Annotated in this window: 17 protein-coding genes; 3 read left to right on the plus strand and 14 right to left on the minus strand. The window is 44.7% G+C overall.

Features of this window, described 5'->3' with window-relative positions; genetic code table 11:
- Window positions 1-8 precede the first annotated feature (8 nt).
- Complete coding sequence (locus MHI27_RS06435; protein WP_076284122.1) at window positions 9-1115, minus strand: FAD:protein FMN transferase; 1107 nt, start codon at window positions 1113-1115, stop codon at window positions 9-11.
- A 180-nt stretch (window positions 1116-1295) separates the two neighbouring features.
- Window positions 1296-2228 carry a glycosyltransferase family 2 protein gene (locus tag MHI27_RS06440; RefSeq protein WP_405175859.1) on the minus strand — a complete coding sequence of 311 codons (933 nt, stop codon included), beginning with the start codon at window positions 2226-2228 and terminating at the stop codon, window positions 1296-1298.
- Between the two features lie 273 nt (window positions 2229-2501).
- Between MHI27_RS06440 and MHI27_RS06445 the strand changes: the two genes are divergently transcribed.
- Window positions 2502-3224, plus strand: a complete 723-nt coding sequence (locus MHI27_RS06445; RefSeq protein WP_076284124.1) for a DsbA family oxidoreductase — start codon at window positions 2502-2504, stop codon at window positions 3222-3224.
- 141 nt (window positions 3225-3365) lie between these two features.
- On the opposite strand, the gene MHI27_RS06450 is transcribed toward MHI27_RS06445, so the two are convergent.
- The 10 genes from MHI27_RS06450 to MHI27_RS06495 all read right to left on the minus strand — a co-directional run bounded on the left by MHI27_RS06450 (window position 3366) and on the right by MHI27_RS06495 (window position 12502).
- Window positions 3366-4946 carry an oleate hydratase gene (locus MHI27_RS06450; RefSeq protein ID WP_405175860.1) on the minus strand — a complete coding sequence of 527 codons (1581 nt, stop codon included), beginning with the start codon at window positions 4944-4946 and terminating at the stop codon, window positions 3366-3368.
- A 156-nt stretch (window positions 4947-5102) separates the two neighbouring features.
- Entirely contained in the window at window positions 5103-5672 is a 570-nt protein-coding gene (locus MHI27_RS06455; RefSeq protein ID WP_042125036.1) for a TetR-like C-terminal domain-containing protein, read from the minus strand.
- Window positions 5673-5692: 20 nt separating this feature from the next.
- Window positions 5693-6088: a hypothetical protein gene (locus tag MHI27_RS06460; RefSeq protein WP_405175861.1), complete on the minus strand. Its 396-nt coding sequence runs from the start codon at window positions 6086-6088 to the stop codon at window positions 5693-5695.
- A 47-nt stretch (window positions 6089-6135) separates the two neighbouring features.
- Complete coding sequence (locus tag MHI27_RS06465; protein WP_076284127.1) at window positions 6136-6657, minus strand: hypothetical protein; 522 nt, start codon at window positions 6655-6657, stop codon at window positions 6136-6138.
- Between the two features lie 97 nt (window positions 6658-6754).
- On the minus strand, window positions 6755-7174 hold the full coding sequence (locus MHI27_RS06470) for a GNAT family N-acetyltransferase (protein WP_405175862.1): 420 nt from the start codon (window positions 7172-7174) through the stop codon (window positions 6755-6757).
- A 103-nt stretch (window positions 7175-7277) separates the two neighbouring features.
- Window positions 7278-8270, minus strand: coding sequence for an RluA family pseudouridine synthase (locus tag MHI27_RS06475; RefSeq protein WP_042185686.1), 993 nt, complete (start codon window positions 8268-8270; stop codon window positions 7278-7280).
- Between the two features lie 93 nt (window positions 8271-8363).
- Window positions 8364-8552, minus strand: coding sequence for a CLC_0170 family protein (locus tag MHI27_RS06480; protein WP_076119977.1), 189 nt, complete (start codon window positions 8550-8552; stop codon window positions 8364-8366).
- 24 nt (window positions 8553-8576) lie between these two features.
- Window positions 8577-9800 (minus strand): Ger(x)C family spore germination protein, encoded by a 1224-nt coding sequence (locus tag MHI27_RS06485; protein ID WP_405175863.1) that lies wholly within the window; start codon window positions 9798-9800, stop codon window positions 8577-8579.
- Complete coding sequence (locus tag MHI27_RS06490) at window positions 9793-10896, minus strand: endospore germination permease (RefSeq protein WP_405175864.1); 1104 nt, start codon at window positions 10894-10896, stop codon at window positions 9793-9795. Before MHI27_RS06490 ends, MHI27_RS06485 begins: the two co-directional genes overlap by 8 nt.
- Window positions 10889-12502, minus strand: coding sequence for a spore germination protein (locus MHI27_RS06495; protein ID WP_405175865.1), 1614 nt, complete (start codon window positions 12500-12502; stop codon window positions 10889-10891). The genes MHI27_RS06490 and MHI27_RS06495 overlap by 8 nt, the downstream gene beginning before the upstream one ends.
- Window positions 12503-12672: 170 nt before the next feature.
- Here MHI27_RS06495 and recQ point away from each other — a divergent pair, with 170 nt between their 5' ends.
- Entirely contained in the window at window positions 12673-14508 is a 1836-nt protein-coding gene (gene recQ, locus MHI27_RS06500) for a DNA helicase RecQ (RefSeq protein ID WP_405175866.1), read from the plus strand.
- Between the two features lie 16 nt (window positions 14509-14524).
- Window positions 14525-16432 carry a B12-binding domain-containing radical SAM protein gene (locus MHI27_RS06505; RefSeq protein WP_405176698.1) on the plus strand — a complete coding sequence of 636 codons (1908 nt, stop codon included), beginning with the start codon at window positions 14525-14527 and terminating at the stop codon, window positions 16430-16432.
- A gap of 312 nt (window positions 16433-16744) precedes the next feature.
- Here the strand turns inward: MHI27_RS06505 and MHI27_RS06510 are convergent, their stop codons facing one another.
- Together MHI27_RS06510 and MHI27_RS06515 are read right to left on the minus strand one after the other, a co-directional pair.
- Window positions 16745-17695 carry an alpha/beta hydrolase gene (locus MHI27_RS06510; RefSeq protein WP_341049681.1) on the minus strand — a complete coding sequence of 317 codons (951 nt, stop codon included), beginning with the start codon at window positions 17693-17695 and terminating at the stop codon, window positions 16745-16747.
- A 27-nt stretch (window positions 17696-17722) separates the two neighbouring features.
- Window positions 17723-18691 (minus strand): type I phosphomannose isomerase catalytic subunit, encoded by a 969-nt coding sequence (locus MHI27_RS06515; RefSeq protein WP_042185697.1) that lies wholly within the window; start codon window positions 18689-18691, stop codon window positions 17723-17725.
- Window positions 18692-18707 lie beyond the last annotated feature (16 nt).

Genomic DNA, 18707 nt, shown 5'->3' on the forward strand with positions numbered 1-18707 from the left:
TTTTTCGTTTACTCTGCGAAGCTGTACGTTGGGTCTGTCAGGTTCATTCTTTCTTTTATGCCTTTGGTGGCATAGATTTTGTTGTCGTCGGTAATAAAGAAAGCTTCAACATCATCAGGTAAAGCTTCAAGATATTTCATGCCCTCCTCGATTCCCATCAGGAATACCCCAGTGGATAAGGCATCCGCATCTGTTGCATTCGGGCTCATAATGGTAAGGCTTTTGAGACCGTTCTGTGAGGGATATCCTGTGCGTGGATCAAGGATATGATGGTAACGAATATTGTCCTGCATAAAATACCGTTCGTAAACACCAGAAGCATCGATGACCTCATCTGAGATTTTAATGGTTCCTAGCTGTGTGCCACGGCTTTGATCTGGATCCTGCAATCCGATATTCCATTCCGTTCCGTTTGGCTTCTTACCGAGTGCAATAATGCTGCTGCCTCCGAGGTTAATCATAGCGCTATTTAGACCTTGCTCTTTCAAATAATCAGCGATACGGTCAGCAGCATAACCTTTACCAATGCCGCCCAGATCTAGCACCATATTTTCCTTCATCAGCTTTACAGTTTTCGCAGCTTCATCAATTTCAACGTCCTTGTAATTGGTTAGGCTCTTCGCTTTATCAATTTCAGCTTGGGGAGGGACCTTATCTCCACCGCTACCGATATTCCAAAGATCGATTAACGGACCGATTGTAGGATCAAATAGCCCGTCCATTTCCTTTGCGTATTGTATGGATTGTTTAATTACATCCAGGGTCTCGTCAGAAACAACAACCGCTTCTTTTCCTGCTGCCTGATTGACTGCGTAAGTCTCTCCACCTTCTTTGGTGCGGCTAAGCTCCATATCCATTCGCTCCAGCATCTGCTGGATATCATCCATATTTTTCTGTTCTACTGTAGCACCGAACACTTTGATATTCACAACAGTGTCATAAATATAAAAGGTTTGAGAGAGAGACTTTTCCTCTCCTTTTCCGGATGTTGTTGCGCTACCCGTAGTTCCCGCTGTTTTATCGTCCTTATCCTTAGTAATTAGCCAAGCGCCGACAGCTATGAGGGCGATGACGATTACAACGAGGATCAGCGTCGTTTTTTTGTTCTTGAACATATTCCACCATCCATAAAGTTAGTTTCTAAAACAAAACACATTATTTATATCATACCCCAGATAACAAGTTGATGGAAATTAATTTCATGACACATTTAGGGATATAATCGGGCGACATAGAAAAAAGCCCCGTATCCTGATTCGGAGCGGTGCTACAGATTTAGAAGTAAACGATGCTACTTAATCGAGCATATATTCACTATATTTATTCTTGCGAGGATTTAATACGAAGAGGATACCCTTGGCATATCCGCTAACAGCTTTGAAATTCCGTTTTAGAGTTGCTTTAGCCGTCAGACAAGTCAGTGTCCAGATCAAGGCAGCATAATTCATAAAAGGAGCTTTACGCAAGTTGAGCAGATAGTAGTGGTTGATGGCGGTAGCATGTGCTACAACGCCTGTCTTATCGCGAGAGCCTGGTGACTCATGATGGATGATTTTCATGGCGGGATTAATCACAAGCTTGCCATAGCGGCTGGCCAAATGAGACAAATAAATATCTTCGGCTATGGAATAGCTTGTCATCCATGGATAGGGTTTAATATCACGTAGTGCCGAGCGCCGGAAGGACATATTGCAGCCGTGAAAAAAATCAGTTTCAAATACATGCTTCTTCTCTCCCCAAAGGAATTGCGAGCCTGCAAACATACTTGCCGACAATCTGCCTGGTGATCCGGACATTTGTCCGGTTAGCATACCGAATAGCCTGCTTGGCATGCTACTATGTATGCCTGTGGCTACACCACCTACACCAACTATGGAATCATCGGCTGCATAAGTATCTAACAGTCGTCGAATATATAAGGAGTCATCTAACTCTGCATCGTCATCTAAGTTAAGCATAATTTCTGCATGGATCAGTCCTAGCGCTTCGTAACGGGAAAGCCAGAGACCAGGCTTAGTTTTGCGATGATAATGCAGTTTAGCCTGCGGTAATCCAGTTAGTATTTCACGATAATAGGCTAATCTGTCCTCAGGGATCTCACCGTCGTCCACAATCCATAGCTCGATGGAGATATCCTCAAGCTGTGTCTGCTTGCCAATGGACTCTATGCACACCGTAAGGTCGTCAATTCGGTTACGGGTAGGAATCACTATAGATAGATCATACATTTCTTGAATCTCCCTTCAGGACTTCTTTCGTCCGCTAATCTGAATGTAGTCTTCCGGCGAAATGGTTACCTTGATTCTATCGTTCCTGAAGAAGAGCGTATATACCACTTTCGTATACTTTTAGTTGGGGTTCAGGTCTAAAGAGATTTTTTGAAAATAAAAGTTAAGTTTGTATTTTTCGGTTTTTAACTATATAATAGTAAGCGACGAATATTTAGTTATCAATCTTATTCAGCAGTTACAAATGAACAATAATATTAGGAGGTTTTTTTCATGAGAATAGATATTTGGTCCGATTATGCGTGTCCATTTTGTTATATTGGTAAAAGACGTTTGGAGAATGCACTGAGTCAGTTCCCGAACAGAGATCAAGTAGAGGTGGTATTCCGCAGCTTTCAACTGGATCCACATGCGAAAGTGAATGAGACTAAGAGTATTCATGAGATGCTGGCTTCCAAATACGGTATGACGATTGAGAAAGCAAAAGCAATGAACGCACAGCTAGCTGAGCAAGCACAAGATGTGGGGTTGAATTTTCAATTCGATACGATGAAGCATACGAATACTTTCGATAGTCATCGCCTGAGTCACTTTGCAAGCTCAAAAGGAAAAGGTGCAGAAATGTCCGAACGTTTGCTACGTGCCTACTTTACGGATTCATTGAATCTTGGAGACCGTAGTGTACTTGCTACACTTGCTGCCGAGGTAGGGCTGGATCAGGCAGAAGTTGCGGAAATGCTGGAGACAGATGCTTACACAGCTGAAGTGAACGGCGATATCGAAGAAGGAAGCCGTCTTAATATTACCGGTGTACCATTCTTCGTGTTCAATAATAAATATGCGTTATCTGGTGCACAGCCAGGACCTGTATTTACAGAGGTGTTGGATACCGTGTGGGCGGAGGAGCAAGCAGGACCAACGCTGCAGGTGGTTGGCAATGGAAAATCCGAAGTATCCACGGATGATGGCTGCGCGGACGGATCTTGCAATATATAAAGTACGTAAAGTGTGGAGAAGAAGAGATGGAGAAGTATCCATTTCTTCTTTTTTTAATTCCGAAACTCTGCTCTGTTTTACACACTAAAGAGACAAGCGCCCCCGAATCTATCCGGGAGCGCTTGTCTTTTTATGATGTGTTTATCTAAAAGAAGTGATAAAGCTTGTGAACAAGGTGCGGACATCGTACTGATGTTGATTGATTGGCTCGATAGGCCGGTTAATGCCGAGCAATGTGTATACTGCAGTTCTTGCTGCTCGGATAGAGTATTCTTCCGTGAATACAACATCATCTGGAATTTCGCAATATTGGCCAACGAAGGCAAGGTTAGTGGAGCCTTCAGGAACTACTTTAGGTCGGTCACTATTTAATCTAGGCATGAATTGTGAAGTGATATAAGGCATCATACATGGAATACAATTAGCAGTTGCCATGATCTCGTCCTTATGTTCTTCGAAATGAAGATGACCGATTAATTCTTCCATAATTTCTTCACCGGTACATTCACTCATTTTCTTCTTCACGAAGTCTCCTACGTTGTCAGGGTACAAACCGTAACCCCAGAATACTTTTACATGTTCTGGTTGATTGCGGAAATGCGGTTGGAAGGCTAAGACAACGGACATTATCCAGCTTGAATCTTTAAAGGTAACCAATGCGCCAGTACCCGCACGATTGCGAGTGAATTTCTCCATAAGATCGAAGAATTTGGAATCTTGGAAGGTCACGGTAAAGGACTCCCATTTCGAACCATCGATATGATCATCGAAGGAGGATGGATTGCCGAGACCTGGTTTTTTGGCAGCGATGTTCTCCCATAACTTCCATGAGCTACCTTTCCCATTGAGACGTGGGACAGAGGTCATGGATCCAAGGCTTGATCCTTCAGTCATGGAGCCGTTCGTGACGATTACGATATCGTCTTCGCTTATGTTAATAACGTCTGGGACACCTTGGCGCAGGACGTTCATTTGGGTTACGGTAATGCCATCTCCGTCTTTGAACTGCAGGTCAGTTACTGTACATTTCAATGTAAAGTCTACACCAAAGCCTTCGAGATATTTGTGCATAGGTAAGATGATGGAATCATACTGGTTATATGGAGTGCGGGTTACGCCTTCCAGGGTTTGAATTCTTGGGAACTCATGAACGAAGCGAATCATATATCGTTTAAGCTCTACCGCGCTATGCCAAGGTTGGAAGGCGAAAGTAGTAGCCCACATATACCAGAAGTTCGTGGTGAAAAAGTGTGGACCAAACCAGTCGTTAATCCGAGCTTTTCCCATTTTTTCTTCCGGTGTAATAATCAATTTACCCATCGCAAGCCGGTCAGCCATATCGAAGCCCATGGATAATACATCTTCCACCTCACCGTTGCGGTTAACGAGTCTAGCGTTAGCATGTGTTGGATTGGCGGTATCGAATTCTATAATCTCTTCTCTAACGGATTTCTCAGGATGGTCGAGGGAGGGAATCGACATGAGTAGATCCCATGTATTCTCATAGGTCTCATCGTTGAGCATCCGGCCACCGCGAATGACATAACCGTGCTCAGCGTCACCTGCGCCGTCGTTGCTGCCACCGAGAATCTTCATCTCTTCAATAATGTGAATGTTCTGTCCCGGAAAGTCACAGTCTCTGACCAGGTAAGCCGCGCCCGCTAAGGATGCAATTCCGCCACCGACAAAATAAACCTGTTTATTACCGTACTCTTTTTTCACAATGGTCGCCTCCAAGTTGTTGTTGAAATAATCACACTCTTAATGTAAACCAACTCCAATTTTGAAGGTATAATCAATCCTTTTAGAGTGTATGGATTTTAGTCATTACGGTCTATGTGTCTAGTTTTTAGACAAAAAAACCGCTGAACCCAAAGGTTACAACGGCTTGTTCTCATATTTGTGCAAAGCTTTTAGAAAATTCCCCTCAATGAGTACACTTAGCTTCTCAATAATGTGATCCGGATGCTCCTTCATCCCGTCTCTCATCCACTGAATGACAAGGCCTGTGAAGGCCAGTGTATAGAAGTTAGCAATGAAATGTTTATCTTCGTGGCTAACCTCCATCCCGGCGGACAGTTCGTTTATGACACCCATAATGAGATCATTCGTCACTTCGTATAGATACGCATCCAGATGATTTCTGCCCAGTGAGTTCAAGGTGTTGCAGCAAAAGGTTTTATTTCGTTCGATATAGCAGAAGATTCTATAAAAACCGTCCGTCCACGTACTGTAGCTACGATACTGGGCGATGCTCTCTACAGCCTCAGTCTTATAGATCCAACCGAGTAAATCAAATATATCTTGAAAATGATAATAGAAAGTTTGTCGATTTAGTCCGCAATGGTCCACGAGCTGTTTGACTGTAATTTTATTGAGCGACGTATGTTCCATTAGTTCTTTTAAAGAATGGGACAATGCATTTTTGGTTAGAAAAGAATTGGACAACGATCGATCATCTCCTCCGTTCAAGCTTTCGGCCACTGCTTAACCAGCAGACGAATTGCTTCCGCCAATAAACCGAGTGCAAATCCTCCACATGTAAAAAAGAAAAAAGCTAGGAATCCCGCGAGATCCTCCCAACCGGACATCTCTCTATAGGTGTAGCTTAGCATAATTACTGAGCCGATGATTATTCCTGTTGTAGTGATTAACCAGAGTAGACGAGCTCCGAACCACGCTAAGGCGTTAATGATACCAGATACGACAATGGAAAAGAGTGCGAAGCGCAGCAAGAGTGTGACATCCAATGTATGAGCCATCATAACGAATCTGTGCAGAATGAAAAGCAGCCACAGAAAAACACCATAAACAGCCATCCAGATAAACCAACGGTTACTTTTGGTAGCAGGCAGGAATTTCATTTCTGGCTCACCTCTTTTTCCAAAGTACGAACGGTGTGCAGTAGGGATTATACGGAGAAAGATTCCAGTTCTTCTACACTTTGCAGAAGATGATTCAGCAGGTTCGGAATGTCCTCCATCTGCTCCTCCGTGATTTGCCTTTTGAATCGCAGCTCGATGCAGTTGTTGTAGGTTTCACCTTCTTGACCATAAATGAAGCTTAAAGATTGCACGGGCTGGAATTCAGGCCCCCAGATCGCTTTGAGAATACTCTCGATCGCCTGACATTCAGCAGGGATATCTTCGATCTCCATATAAAAACGTAACGAAAGATTGCAACCGGGATCCGTGTTAGGCACTTCCAATATTTCATCGCTAAGATCTTTCACAGATGAAGTAAGAAAGACTTCGGCGGTTACGCTCCTGCCAGCCGTCAATTGGAAGGAAAGGCTAAATTCTCTGGACATCGATGCCATATTCAGAAGGTCGGAACGATCCGTAACTACTAGAATTCCGTCCAAATTATCGTAATCGTAGATTTGGTTCTCAAAAGCAATTTTAATATTATCGAAGACAGTAGGATGGAACAATAATGGCACCTTCTTTTGTTTATTAGTATTGTAACATGATCTAAATAGAAGTGAAAAAGATGCCCAGGGACCATATGGACCGGGCATCTTTCGCTTGTTACTCCATGACCTTGAACATGCCCGTCATACCCGGGGCATGATTCTGAAAGCCGTATCGTTCGTAAAAGGTATCATTCCCATGTGATGCGAAAAGTCCGACGAACGCGCCAGAAAAACAATGAGATCGAATATAGTGTATTAGCTGCTCAATAATGACATTACCAATGCCTTGGCCCTGAAATTCGGGAAGCACGGCTACGTCCTGAATATAGAAATACATATGACCATCGCCGACGATCCGCCCCATACCGATAACCTTGTCTTCCTGTACAACGACCATACCATACACCGAATGAGCCAGAGAGGCTGCGGTCATTTCCGTATTCACGTTCCCCCAACCGACAGCTTCCCATAAGGAGGCATGCTCCTCAGTCGTGGGTAAACGTTCAATACATTCATAATGATGTGCTGTTGCCATAGCTAATCACCCATTCTTTGTTAAGTTATTGTAGCGATTGTAGTGTAGTAAGCTCCACTGTAATCAGCCCCCTTAGGATGAATGGGTATTCACTGTGATCTTGTTAGTTCGTAGGTGCAGGTGCGGTATATTTCAGGAATGTCTTCGGAATCGGGCTTTCGAAGGTCATTAACTCTCCTGTAGTAGGATGAATAAAAGAAAGTACACGAGCATGCAGACCGAGACGGCCTACCGTTTTGGTCTCTGCACCATACTTCTTGTCTCCTGCGATCGGATGGCCGATATCTGCCATATGAACACGAATCTGATTTTTGCGTCCAGTTTCAAGCTTTACCTCAAGCAACGAGAAGTGGCGGTTCGCCTGAATGAGCTTATAATGTGTGATCGCATGTAGACCATCGCCTTCATGAGGACTGGAGTACATTTTCAGGGTAGAGGTTTCTTTTAGCCAAGAGCTCACTGTACCTTCAGGTCTTTTAACGGCGCCTTCAACTAGAGCTACGTAAGAACGTTCTTTCACGGTATCCTTCCACGTAGTTTGCAGTGCTTGCTGGATCCGTTCGCTTTTGGCAAACATCATTACCCCAGACGTATCGCGGTCCAAGCGGTGCACGACAAAAATTCGATTCTTAGGATTGCTGATGCGGACATGCTCCATAAGCTGGCGGTAAGCTGTTAATTCATTTTCTTCCGCAGTGGCAATCGACAGCAGTCCAGCATCCTTCTGAATAATGATTAGATCATCATCTTCATGGACGATGGTGAGTCCGATCATTTCCGCTACTTGTACAGGCTTCTCTTGATCAATCGTCACAGTTTGACCCGGATGCAATTGAAAATTATGCTGTGTGACTACTTTGCCATTCACTGCTACTTGTCCACGCGAGAGGATAGATTTAATAGCATTTCGTCCACGGCCTGTGATATGGATGAGTAAGAAGGGTAACAGCTCAGAAGGTTCATTTACTGTAAAAGACTTGGGCGCTGCGGGTGCTTTAGCTTTATGATTAAGCTTGCCATTTGGCTTGCTGTGGGAATTGCTGTGGGAACGAGTACCTCTTTTGGCTGTTTCTTTAGGATTTCTTCTTGTGTTCATGACTGCATTCTCCGTCCTTTAATATTGTACTCCTCAATATACCATGGGCGGTTAAGAAATACTATGTGAAGGGCAGCAAGAAACGAATTCGATTTATAGATAGAATAGCTGAGCTAGTCCTATCACCAGGAATAAGCTGAAATATATCCAACCGATCACATTAGCGTATTTCTTTTCCCGGTGCATAGCATTGACTGCATATATTTTAGTATCCACAGTAAGCAACAGAACACTGGAGATCAGCAGCGCAACAATTACGTAGGTTAGCTGGTGATAGAGCATAGTAGAGCCTCCTATAAACGTCATTTAATTTTGTTTAAGACCTACTCTGTCGATGTGAGTTTTCAACTTAACTTCAATACTGAGATTGGAATACTGCTGCTCCCAGTCATGTTTGTCACGAACATGTGCTTTCCAGTAGGAGGGAGCATATGCACGAATATATTCACCCATGCCAAAGACATCGGAATGCGCTTCCTGAGTTTCTTTGATAAGGTGGTTAAAAATACCGATCACTCTCTTTTGAAAGATATCTTCAATCTTTTCTAAAGAACGACTGGAAGCAATACTGATATCATTGCGTAAATGCTCGTCCAGATCCGCTTCTAAAGAAAGATTATAGGTGATATGAGGTTTGCCCTCTTTGAATTGAACTTTCACCCTCGTGAACCGGTCGTTGACCTTGAGCATCACCGGACCGAATTCATCAGCATAAAAAAGATCGGAGTATCCCCCCGGATTAATGCCCTTCATGGACATATATGCGCCAATCTCAATCGGAATCGTCGAACCGACCATCACTCCACCACTAAAGTAAGCTAGGCCTTTAATCATGATATTGTCTTCCTGATGTAATGAGACGTAAGGCAGATAACCACTTTCGCCCCATTTGGAATTTGCTGACCAGAATACACCTATATAATCAGCAGGAAATTTCCCCGATGTCACTGCTTTTTCCATGGTGGAGAGGATGTAAAGAGTCGGCACTCGCTGCAGCGGAGGATTAATATTCATGAATTTGGCAGCTTCCCCTTCGGATACTAGCAGCCAGGTCCGGCGACGAACTTCTGGATTGCGACGTAAATAATCATTTAAGTCATCCATGTTTTTTCTTGCAATATCCTCACTAATAATAATCACTCGTAAATGAATTAGATAACGTGGATCAGAAATTTGCTGCTGTAAATTGTTCATGGCGTCATCTAATGTGTACCCGTATACTTCTACGACCCATACTGGATTTTGATTCCCGCCTCCGCCTTCACCCCCACTGCCTGGTCCGAGTGGAACTCTTCCCGGAACTGCAATTTGGGCGGTTACACGAATTTGGGGTAGGTTAATATTTGCGCTTTTAAGATGAGTGGTTTGGTCATCATTTGTTTTGCTGTCTGAAGGGACGGAATCAATGGATAACCCTAGTACCAATGCACGGTCTTCTATTTCAAGCTGGTCCCAGCACCCTGAGAGTAAGCCAGACAGGAGTGAGAGAATAAAAATAAGAACTACACGCTTATAAATTTTTTTATTCATGAGAAAGTGCTCCTTTATTTCGGATTAAAGAGACTAACCATAATAAAAGAGGATAGAAGGTCAAAAAAATCAAACCGATAATCGCTGTAATGCTAGCAAATGAATAGACCTGAAATATGTTTCTCGGCAAAAGTGAAAAAGTGAAGATAAGTGGAAGTAAGAAACTGGATATTAGGCGGTGATCCTTGTGCCGCAGCACTTGTTGCAGAGAGTATGCGGCTAAGTAGTAGTTCGTAAAGATGGTAGTGAATATAGAAATCACCCAAATTATTATAAAAAGAGCATCAAACCGTTCTAATAGTCCTGCGCCGATGGATATGGAGCGAGCTGCTTCTAGGGTTGGATAGGACAGTAATTTGGTTTCCTGAGCTCCAAACATACCTAGAGTGACCCAAACGATCATTACATAAATGAATCCAATGATACAAAGCGCAACAGTGCCTGCTTTAAGGATCTGTTGAGGTTTTTTCATTAGAGGAACCAGCAGGATGATGACAAATGTGCCTTGATAAAGGCCAGCGGACGTAATCGTTCCTTTGGAAAAGCTTGAAAAGGTGGTGTGATTTCCGGTGAGGGGTAGCAAGTTCAGAACATCAACATTTCTCATAGCTACCAATATAATTGCGATAGCGGATAATAAAATAAAGGGTAAATAAAAAACATGTACATAAGTGAATTTTACAATATTTCTACGGATTGATAAGGCAACCAGTAGGAGCATTAAGAGAATTACTACTTCTATGGGTGTCTTTTTAAAGACAACCGCAACACATACTTCTCCAAATTGGCGCATGGTGATCCCAGCAGAGAAAGCAAAAAACAAAGAAATAAGCATGGAGAAAATATCCGCGAGCCAAGTTCCGAGAAGGCGGCGGCTGAATACGAACAACGTTTCGTTAGGGAATTTTCGGCAGACAACCGCTGTAAACCAGCAACCTAAAAAAGCAACAGGTACGCCAGAAGCAGTTACGAGCGGTGCACCACTGTCTCCGGCTTCAGCCATATAACGAGGAATACTTAAGATTCCTATTCCTATAATCGTACTGATGATTACAGCCATGACTTGGATCGTTGTTATGGGGCGGTTACTATTCATCAGCTTCACTTTTCTCCTTAAAAATCAGATCGGTATGCATTTTGGGGATATCCTTCGCAAGAAGATCAGGATCAGGTGTATTGAGAAAGCTTGGGCGACTTCGCATCCACCATAAAGGTACCCGAACGATACTATCCTTAAGGTCCTTCCATATCGTAGGCACAAAGGGTGTCATGTAGGGAACGCCAAAGGATTCCAGGAATAATAAGTGGTTAACAATAACAATAGTGCCAAGCATGACTCCGTACAGGCCAAAGCAGCCTGCCAATATGATCAATGGAAATCTAAGCATTCTTGAAGAGATAGCGGCATTGTAAGCGGGGGTGGCAAAAGACCCTATGGTCGTTATAGCAACAACAACTACGGTAGTGGGACTCGCCAGACCTGCTGCTACGGCTGCCTGACCAATGACAAGCACACCTACAATAGAAAGAGCCCCGCCAATCATTTGCGGTAAGCGAATGGTTGCTTCGCGCAGCACCTCCATGAAGACTTCCATAATCAGAACTTCCAATACTGCTGGAAAGGGTACGCCAGCTCTTGCACCAGTTATTGCTACGGCGAACTCTGTCGGCAGTAGCTCAGGATTGAAAGAGATAATGGATACATATAAGGCTGGGAAGAAAAGGGAAAATAATAATGCGATCAGGCGGATCATTCTTAGGAGGCTTCCTACAACAAAACGTTCTGTATAGTCATCCATCGTCTGAAAGAACTGATTGAAAAGCGCCGGGACGATGAGGCAGAATGGTGAGCCATCTACAAGGATGATGACTCGTCCTTCTAATAAAGAGGCTATAGATTTATCCGGACGTTCGGTTGGCTGAACCTGTGGAAACGGGGAAAGGGGATGATCCTCTATGAATTGCTCGATATACCCCGCATCAAGGATGCCGTCTACATTTATTGCTGATAATCGCTTCATCACCTTTTGAACTAGCCCTGGATCGGCTATTCCTTCGATATAACAAACAGATACTTTTGAGCGCGTCCGTACGCCAAGAGGGGCAGTTACTACACGAAAATCCGGCGTTTGCAGTCGATAGCGAAGCAAAGAGATATTGGATTCTAAATTCTCTATAAACCCATCACGCGAACCGCGTATAACTTGTTCAGTTTGAGGTTGCTCAATGCTACGATGCTCAATTTTACGCAGATTGAAGTAAAGTGCCTGATCCATTCCATCTATGATTAGAACTACATTTCCCGCCAACAAGATAGAGGCTAGAGTATTTAGATCCTTAGTACGGTTACCTTGTGTTACTTGTACTGTCATACTCCAGATGTAATCAGGTAAATCCTTTAGATCTTTTGGAATTTCTGAGAGATCAGAGGAAACATTCATTAATGGCTTTAAAACATAGTTCTGAATTTGATTCTGGTCCACCACAGAAGAAAAAAAGATAATAGCCGCATCATGTCTACCGTACACCTTGAAGTTACGGACTATAAGATCGCTGTCTTCTCCAAAGACTTGTTGAATGAAGCTTATATTGCTCTCCAGGCTGGAATCCAGTGGCTTTACCGGACGATTGTCCTGGGCAGAGGACTCTTTGCGTGCAGGCTTATGTTTAAAAGAGGTATATTTTTGTTTCCAATTTTGCACGGTCGCTCCACCCTTCTATGAAATCTCTCTTCTTAAAGCTTGGCTTAAAAGAAGGCCTTTTATGTAAATATTTCAAAGGAAGAACATGGTGACCATAGTTAAGGAGTGTTGCTCAATACACTTTTGACCGCTAAACTAAAGATAGAAACGCTTAAGGGGTTATGAGAGATATGATGATGCAAGCACCTACTATTGAACAGGCGCAGGCTGAGCTGCAAAAATATTACGGTTATCCGGATTTTCGGGATGGTCAGAAGAAGATTGTTCAGAACTTGCTGGAAGGTCGCGACACACTCGGTATTCTTCCTACGGGAGGTGGGAAATCGATTTGCTATCAAGTTCCCGCACTGCTGCTTCCTGGGCTGACACTGGTGATCTCACCATTGATCTCTCTGATGAAGGATCAGGTCGATGCGTTAACCACGGCAGGTATTCCGGCAGCCTTTATTAATAGCACGTTAAGCGGGAAAGAAGTAAATGAGCGGATTCGGGCTGCCCGTCGCGGCGATTTGAAGCTGCTTTATGTCGCGCCTGAAAGGCTAGAGCTGGACTGGTTCCGACTGGAGATGGCTGAGCTGGCGATTTCCTGTGTGGCTGTGGATGAGGCGCACTGTGTATCTCAGTGGGGACATGATTTCCGTACAAGTTATTTGTCGGTATCGCCTTTTGTGAACGAGCTGCCAGAACGGCCAATCTTGGCTGCATTTACAGCGACGGCAACACCAGAGGTTATGGAGGATATGGTTCGGCTGCTGCGTCTGCGCGAGCCGGGTATTTTCATGACTGGACTCGGAAGAGATAATCTAGCGATGTCTGTGCTACGTGGAGAGAATAAGCGGGAATTCGTCATGGATTACACAGCAACGCATTCTCATCAGCCGGGTATTGTTTATGCGGCTACACGCAAAGAAGTGGATGATCTATATCAAAGGCTGCAGGCTTCAGGAATAGCGGCAGGCCGCTATCACGCAGGTATGAATGATCAGGAGCGGGCAGATAGCCAGGAAGGCTTCCTATATGACGATATCCGGGTCATGGTGGCCACCAACGCTTTTGGGATGGGGATTGACAAATCCAATGTCCGGTACGTAATTCATTATAATATGCCAAAAAATATGGAAGCTTATGTTCAGGAAGCGGGCCGTGCTGGACGTGACGGGGAGCCGAGTGAATGTATTTTGCTGTTTAGTGCGCAGGATATTATGACGCAAAAGTTCCTGATCGAGCAGAATCCGCAGGATACGGACCGTAAAGCTAACGAATATCGCAAGCTTCAGCAAATGATTGATTATTGTTATACTACCCGCTGCTTGCGCAGTGCCCAACTGGATTATTTCGGTGAGGAGCATGAGGACAAGTTATGCGGCATTTGCAGCTCATGTACAGATGAACGAGAGCGTGTAGATATGACCGTAGATGCGCAGAAGATATTCTCCTGCATTCACCGTATGCGGGAACGTTATGGAGTTGCGTTGGTGGCTTCTGTGCTGAAAGGCTCTCGTAATCAGAAGGTGATGCAATATGGTTTTGACAAGCTGCCAACGCATGGGGCGATGTCGAGCCGGACAGAGAAGGAGATCTCGGAGAGCATCAATGTACTCATCTCTGAGGGATATCTTGCTTTGTCTGAAGGACAATACCCCGTAGTGCGGCTTCAGCCTTTGGCTGCTGAGGTACTGCGCGGACAGCGTGAGGTCATGCAGCGAGTAGCGCGGCCATCACGAACAGGTGCGGCATCTGGTACGCGAGTTCGTAGTCGCGGGCATGACCTGTCACCTTCGGCAGTCAATGAGACTGTCTTTGAGCAGCTGCGTCTGATCCGGCGAGAATTGGCGGGACGTGAGCATGTGCCCTCATATATTATTTTTAATGATGCCACGCTGCGTGAGATGAGTGTGGTTTGCCCGCAGACCGAAGCGGAAATGCTGAGGGTAAAGGGTGTCGGGGAAGTGAAATACCGGAAGTATGGTAAGGCATTCCTAGAGTTTTTTCAAAATGAAATGTAGAAAAGGTCGTGTAGCATTGAAAATCGTTCTGACCACGCTAAACGCAAAATATATCCATACCTCACTGGCGATCCGTTTGCTTAAAGCTTACAGTGAGCATGAATTTAAAGATATTCATTTGGTGGAGTACACCATTAAAGATCCCGTGATGAATATCGTGTCCGACTTGTTTCAGAAACGGCCAGATGTGATTGGCTTCTCCTGTTATATCTGGAATATTGAAGAGACGCTCAAGCTGATCGGAATTCTTAAGCAAGTGATGCCTGAGGTTGCGATTGTTCTCGGAGGACCGGAAGTCTCTTATGAGCCGCTGCATTGGATGAAGAGAGAAGCTGGCGTTGATTTCATCGTCAACGGAGATGGAGAAGAGACATTTCATCATCTGCTGCAGGAGCTGAGAGACGACCGGAAATTTCATTTTGTGTACGGAACTGCTTATCGTAAGGGAGAGGAGATCATTGTAAATCCACCTCGTCCCAAAAGCGATCTAAATACGCTGCCTACACCGCATCGTTTTCCAGAGGATATTCCAGATCTGAGCAAACGTATTGTTTATTTTGAGACAAGCCGTGGGTGCCCGTTTAACTGTCAATTTTGTTTATCCAGTATTGAGGTAGGCGTACGTTACTATGATATTGAACGAGTGAAGTCTGATCTACTCTACTTAATTGAAAATGGTGCCAAAATCATTAAATTCTTGGACCGCACCTTCAATATCAACCGCAACTATGCGATGGAAATGTTTCAATTCCTGATCGATAATCATCAAGGCTGTGTGTTCCAGTTTGAAATCACAGCAGATATCATGCGGCCAGAAGTTCTGGATTTCCTGTCGAATAATGCGCCTCCGGGCATCTTTAGATTTGAGATTGGTGTACAGTCTACAAATGATGAGACGAACGAGCTTGTTAAACGTCGCCAGAATTTCAAGAAGCTCTCTCGTACGGTAATGAAGATTAAGGAAAGTCGTAATATCGATCAGCATCTGGATTTAATCGCAGGGCTTCCAATGGAGGATTACACCACCTTCCGTAAAACCTTTAACGATGTATTCGTTATGGAGCCAGAAGAGCTGCAACTTGGATTCCTCAAAATGCTTCGCGGGACGGGTCTGCGTGCACAGGCGGCAAAATATGAGTATACGTATATGGAACATGCCCCTTACGAAATTCTTAGCAGTCATATGATGACCTTCTCGGATATTATTCGTTTGAAGCGGCTTGAGGATGTGCTGGAGAAATACTGGAACAGCCACCGGATGGACCATACGGCCAAATACTTGATCCGTCACGTGTTTGATTCACCATTTGATTTCTTTCAGGAGTTCGGTGACTACTGGGAGGAGAGAGGCTGGCAAAAGATTGGGCATCAGCTAGAAGATCTCTTTACTCGTTTGCAGTCCTTCTTATTAGATCGTGGGACTCCGTCTATGGATATTATTACTGGGCTAATGAAGCTTGATTATTTCCTAGGACACAAGTATAAGCCTCGCAAAATCTGGTGGGATTTCGTGCTGGATAAGTCGGATTGGTCGAGTTACTTGAGGGATATCGCTGCTAATCCGGGTCAAATCTCTGCGCAGTTGGCAGAAGCCGGACTCAGTGAAAGAGAGCTGCAAAAATATACGGTGCTTGAAGTGCTACCGTTCTCGCTTGAAGCGGTGCTGGAATCCATCAGCGGTCTACGGGCGGATGGGGGTTCAGAGGAAGAGGAAGCAGGCGATGCTAACGACGGGGCTGTACCTTCTCCTGAGTCATTAATACAGGGAGTTACAGAGAGTAGTTTAGAAGAGTCTGTCCAAACCACAAGCTCTGCTGTAGCCGTAGCTGAATCACCTTCCGTTCGCGAAGGTCGTACACTGCTAATCGTAATGTATCAGCAGAACGAGAGCCAACGCGCTCAGTATTATACGTTGCCTTTGTAATAAGGCGATTGTGTTGGGAGGAAAGATCGTTCCTTTGGGGGCGGTCTTTTTTTGTTACATGCGCAAGCGTCTTCTGAATTCGCAAGTGGTGAAGGGAAGTGATGATTGGCCATAAAAGTCTTCTAAGTCCGAAAATGAAGGGGGATAGGAATGGCTGGCCAAAAGCGTCAGATGAGTCCGGGAGCGGAGGGGAAGAAAGGAGCTAGGAGTAATGTAAGCTGCTCACAACCCAAAACGAAGAGCAGCGATCCCCTAATAACGGGAGGATCGCTGCTCTTCTGTCTAATAAAACTGATAAACCACGTTTTTCTCTTAACTTGTAGTCGTAACCTCAGAAGGGAAATGCTGTTCTAACCAGTTAAGCACATCGGCCGTAACTTGATCCCGGTTCACCTCATTAAGCATTTCATGCCTGCCACCTGGATAGAGCCGATACTCTACGTCCGATATCCCTCGTTTCTTGTACAGCTCCGCAAGACGAGGAATGCCTTGGCCGCTCATCCCTACAGGATCCTTATCCCCACCAAATATATAAATGGGCTTACTTGTACATAATGTCCTAAGTGATTCCTCGGAATGGATCTCCCTTAGGAGGTGGAAAAAACCACGGAAAAAGCGTGTTGTACAAATGGCTCCGCAGAATGGATCGGCAATGTACTTATCAACTTCCGCATCATCGCTGCTCAGCCAGTCATATGCAGTTCTTACAGGAGAAAAAGCACGGTTGTAACTGCCGAATACTAAGCTGTTCAGTAGTACACTTCGGTGATGTTCACCCTTTAACTTGAGCTGTGCACTAGCCAGAGATTCTCCAAGGCGCAGCATACCGCGAGGACCATTTGTACCGCTTAGGATAAATCCTGCATAGATTTCGTTACCCTCTTCACACATCAGCTTTTGAGCCAGAAAGGAACCCATACTATGAGCGAATAGAAAGATGGGCTTACCTTCATGTTTGGAGAGTGCTTTGGCTGCTACCTGGAGCAGATTGCGCCGCATCCAATAGAATCCGTCTTCCCCAACATCGCCAAGCAGATCGACTTGACCAGCGGTTTTACCATGTCCCCGGTGGTCATTGACATATACTGCATAACCTACTCCGGTTAATGCTTCCGCAAAACGAGCATAGCGGACAGCTGTTTCACACATACCGTGAGAAATTTGCACGATTCCTCTAACTGGCACATCGGATTCAGGTAACCATTCATAGACATGGATATTTACACCTATGGGATCCGTTAGGGTAAAACTATTTTCCTTCATGGTCCATTCCTCCTAAAGGTTCTCGACTTATGGTAAATAAGAGCGAAGCACAGTAGAATGACCTTCGATAGCGTAACGGCCGAGACTGGAAGGAATCAGATAGCATTCTCCTGCAGCATAAGGTTGGGAGCCGCCATCCCAAGTAAGATGTCCGCTGCCTTCACAGATGACTAGAATAGTGAAGCTGTCTTCTGTAGTGGTGAGGTCCCATGAACCATTTACGATTCCTTTTTCTACGATAAAATATGGCGAAGCGGCAAGTTGCAGCCACTCTCCAGGGACTGCGTTATCTGTCTTCATCGAAGTAGCCCCGGCGCCTTCATAAGCTGTAACATTAAGTGAATCTTCAATATGAAGCTCACGTGGTTTTCCGTCCAGGCCTGGACGGTCATAGTCATAAATGCGGTATGTAGTGTCGGAATTTTGCTGGATCTCTGCTACAACGACACCAGCACATAGCGCATGAACGGTTCCGGCGGGAATATAGAAGGAGTCTCCTGCAGAGACAGATACTTCTTGAAGGCTATCCATAACAGTGCCTTTCTCCAGTGCTTCACGCAATGTTTCACGATCCACGCCTTCTTTAAGACCATAGATGATTTTGGCACCTGGCTTAGCGTCTAACACGTACCACATCTCTGTTTTGCCCAGTTCACCTTGTGGCAATCCCTCATAATCATCTGTAGGGTGGACTTGAACGGAAAGATTGTCGTTGCAATCCAGCAATTTGATTAGTAGAGGAAATCTTCCACCCGTTTCTGAAATCCCTTTGCTTCCGAACCATTCATGGCCGAACTGCTCACGAATTTGATCTAAGCCTTGACCGGCTAACTCTCCGTTTACCACCGAAGACGTTCCATTCGCGTGATCGGCGATCATCCAGCCTTCGCCAATATGTCCTTCAGGTAGATCTAAGCCGAATTTCTCCAGCGCGCGGCCTCCCCAGACACGTTCTTTAAACTCCGGTTGAAATTTCAAAGGATATGGTTGAGTCATTGCTACATCTTCCTTC

This window comes from Paenibacillus sp. FSL H8-0261 (assembly GCF_045040645.1).
In the GTDB taxonomy this organism is placed as follows: Bacteria; Bacillota; Bacilli; order Paenibacillales; family Paenibacillaceae; genus Paenibacillus_AQ.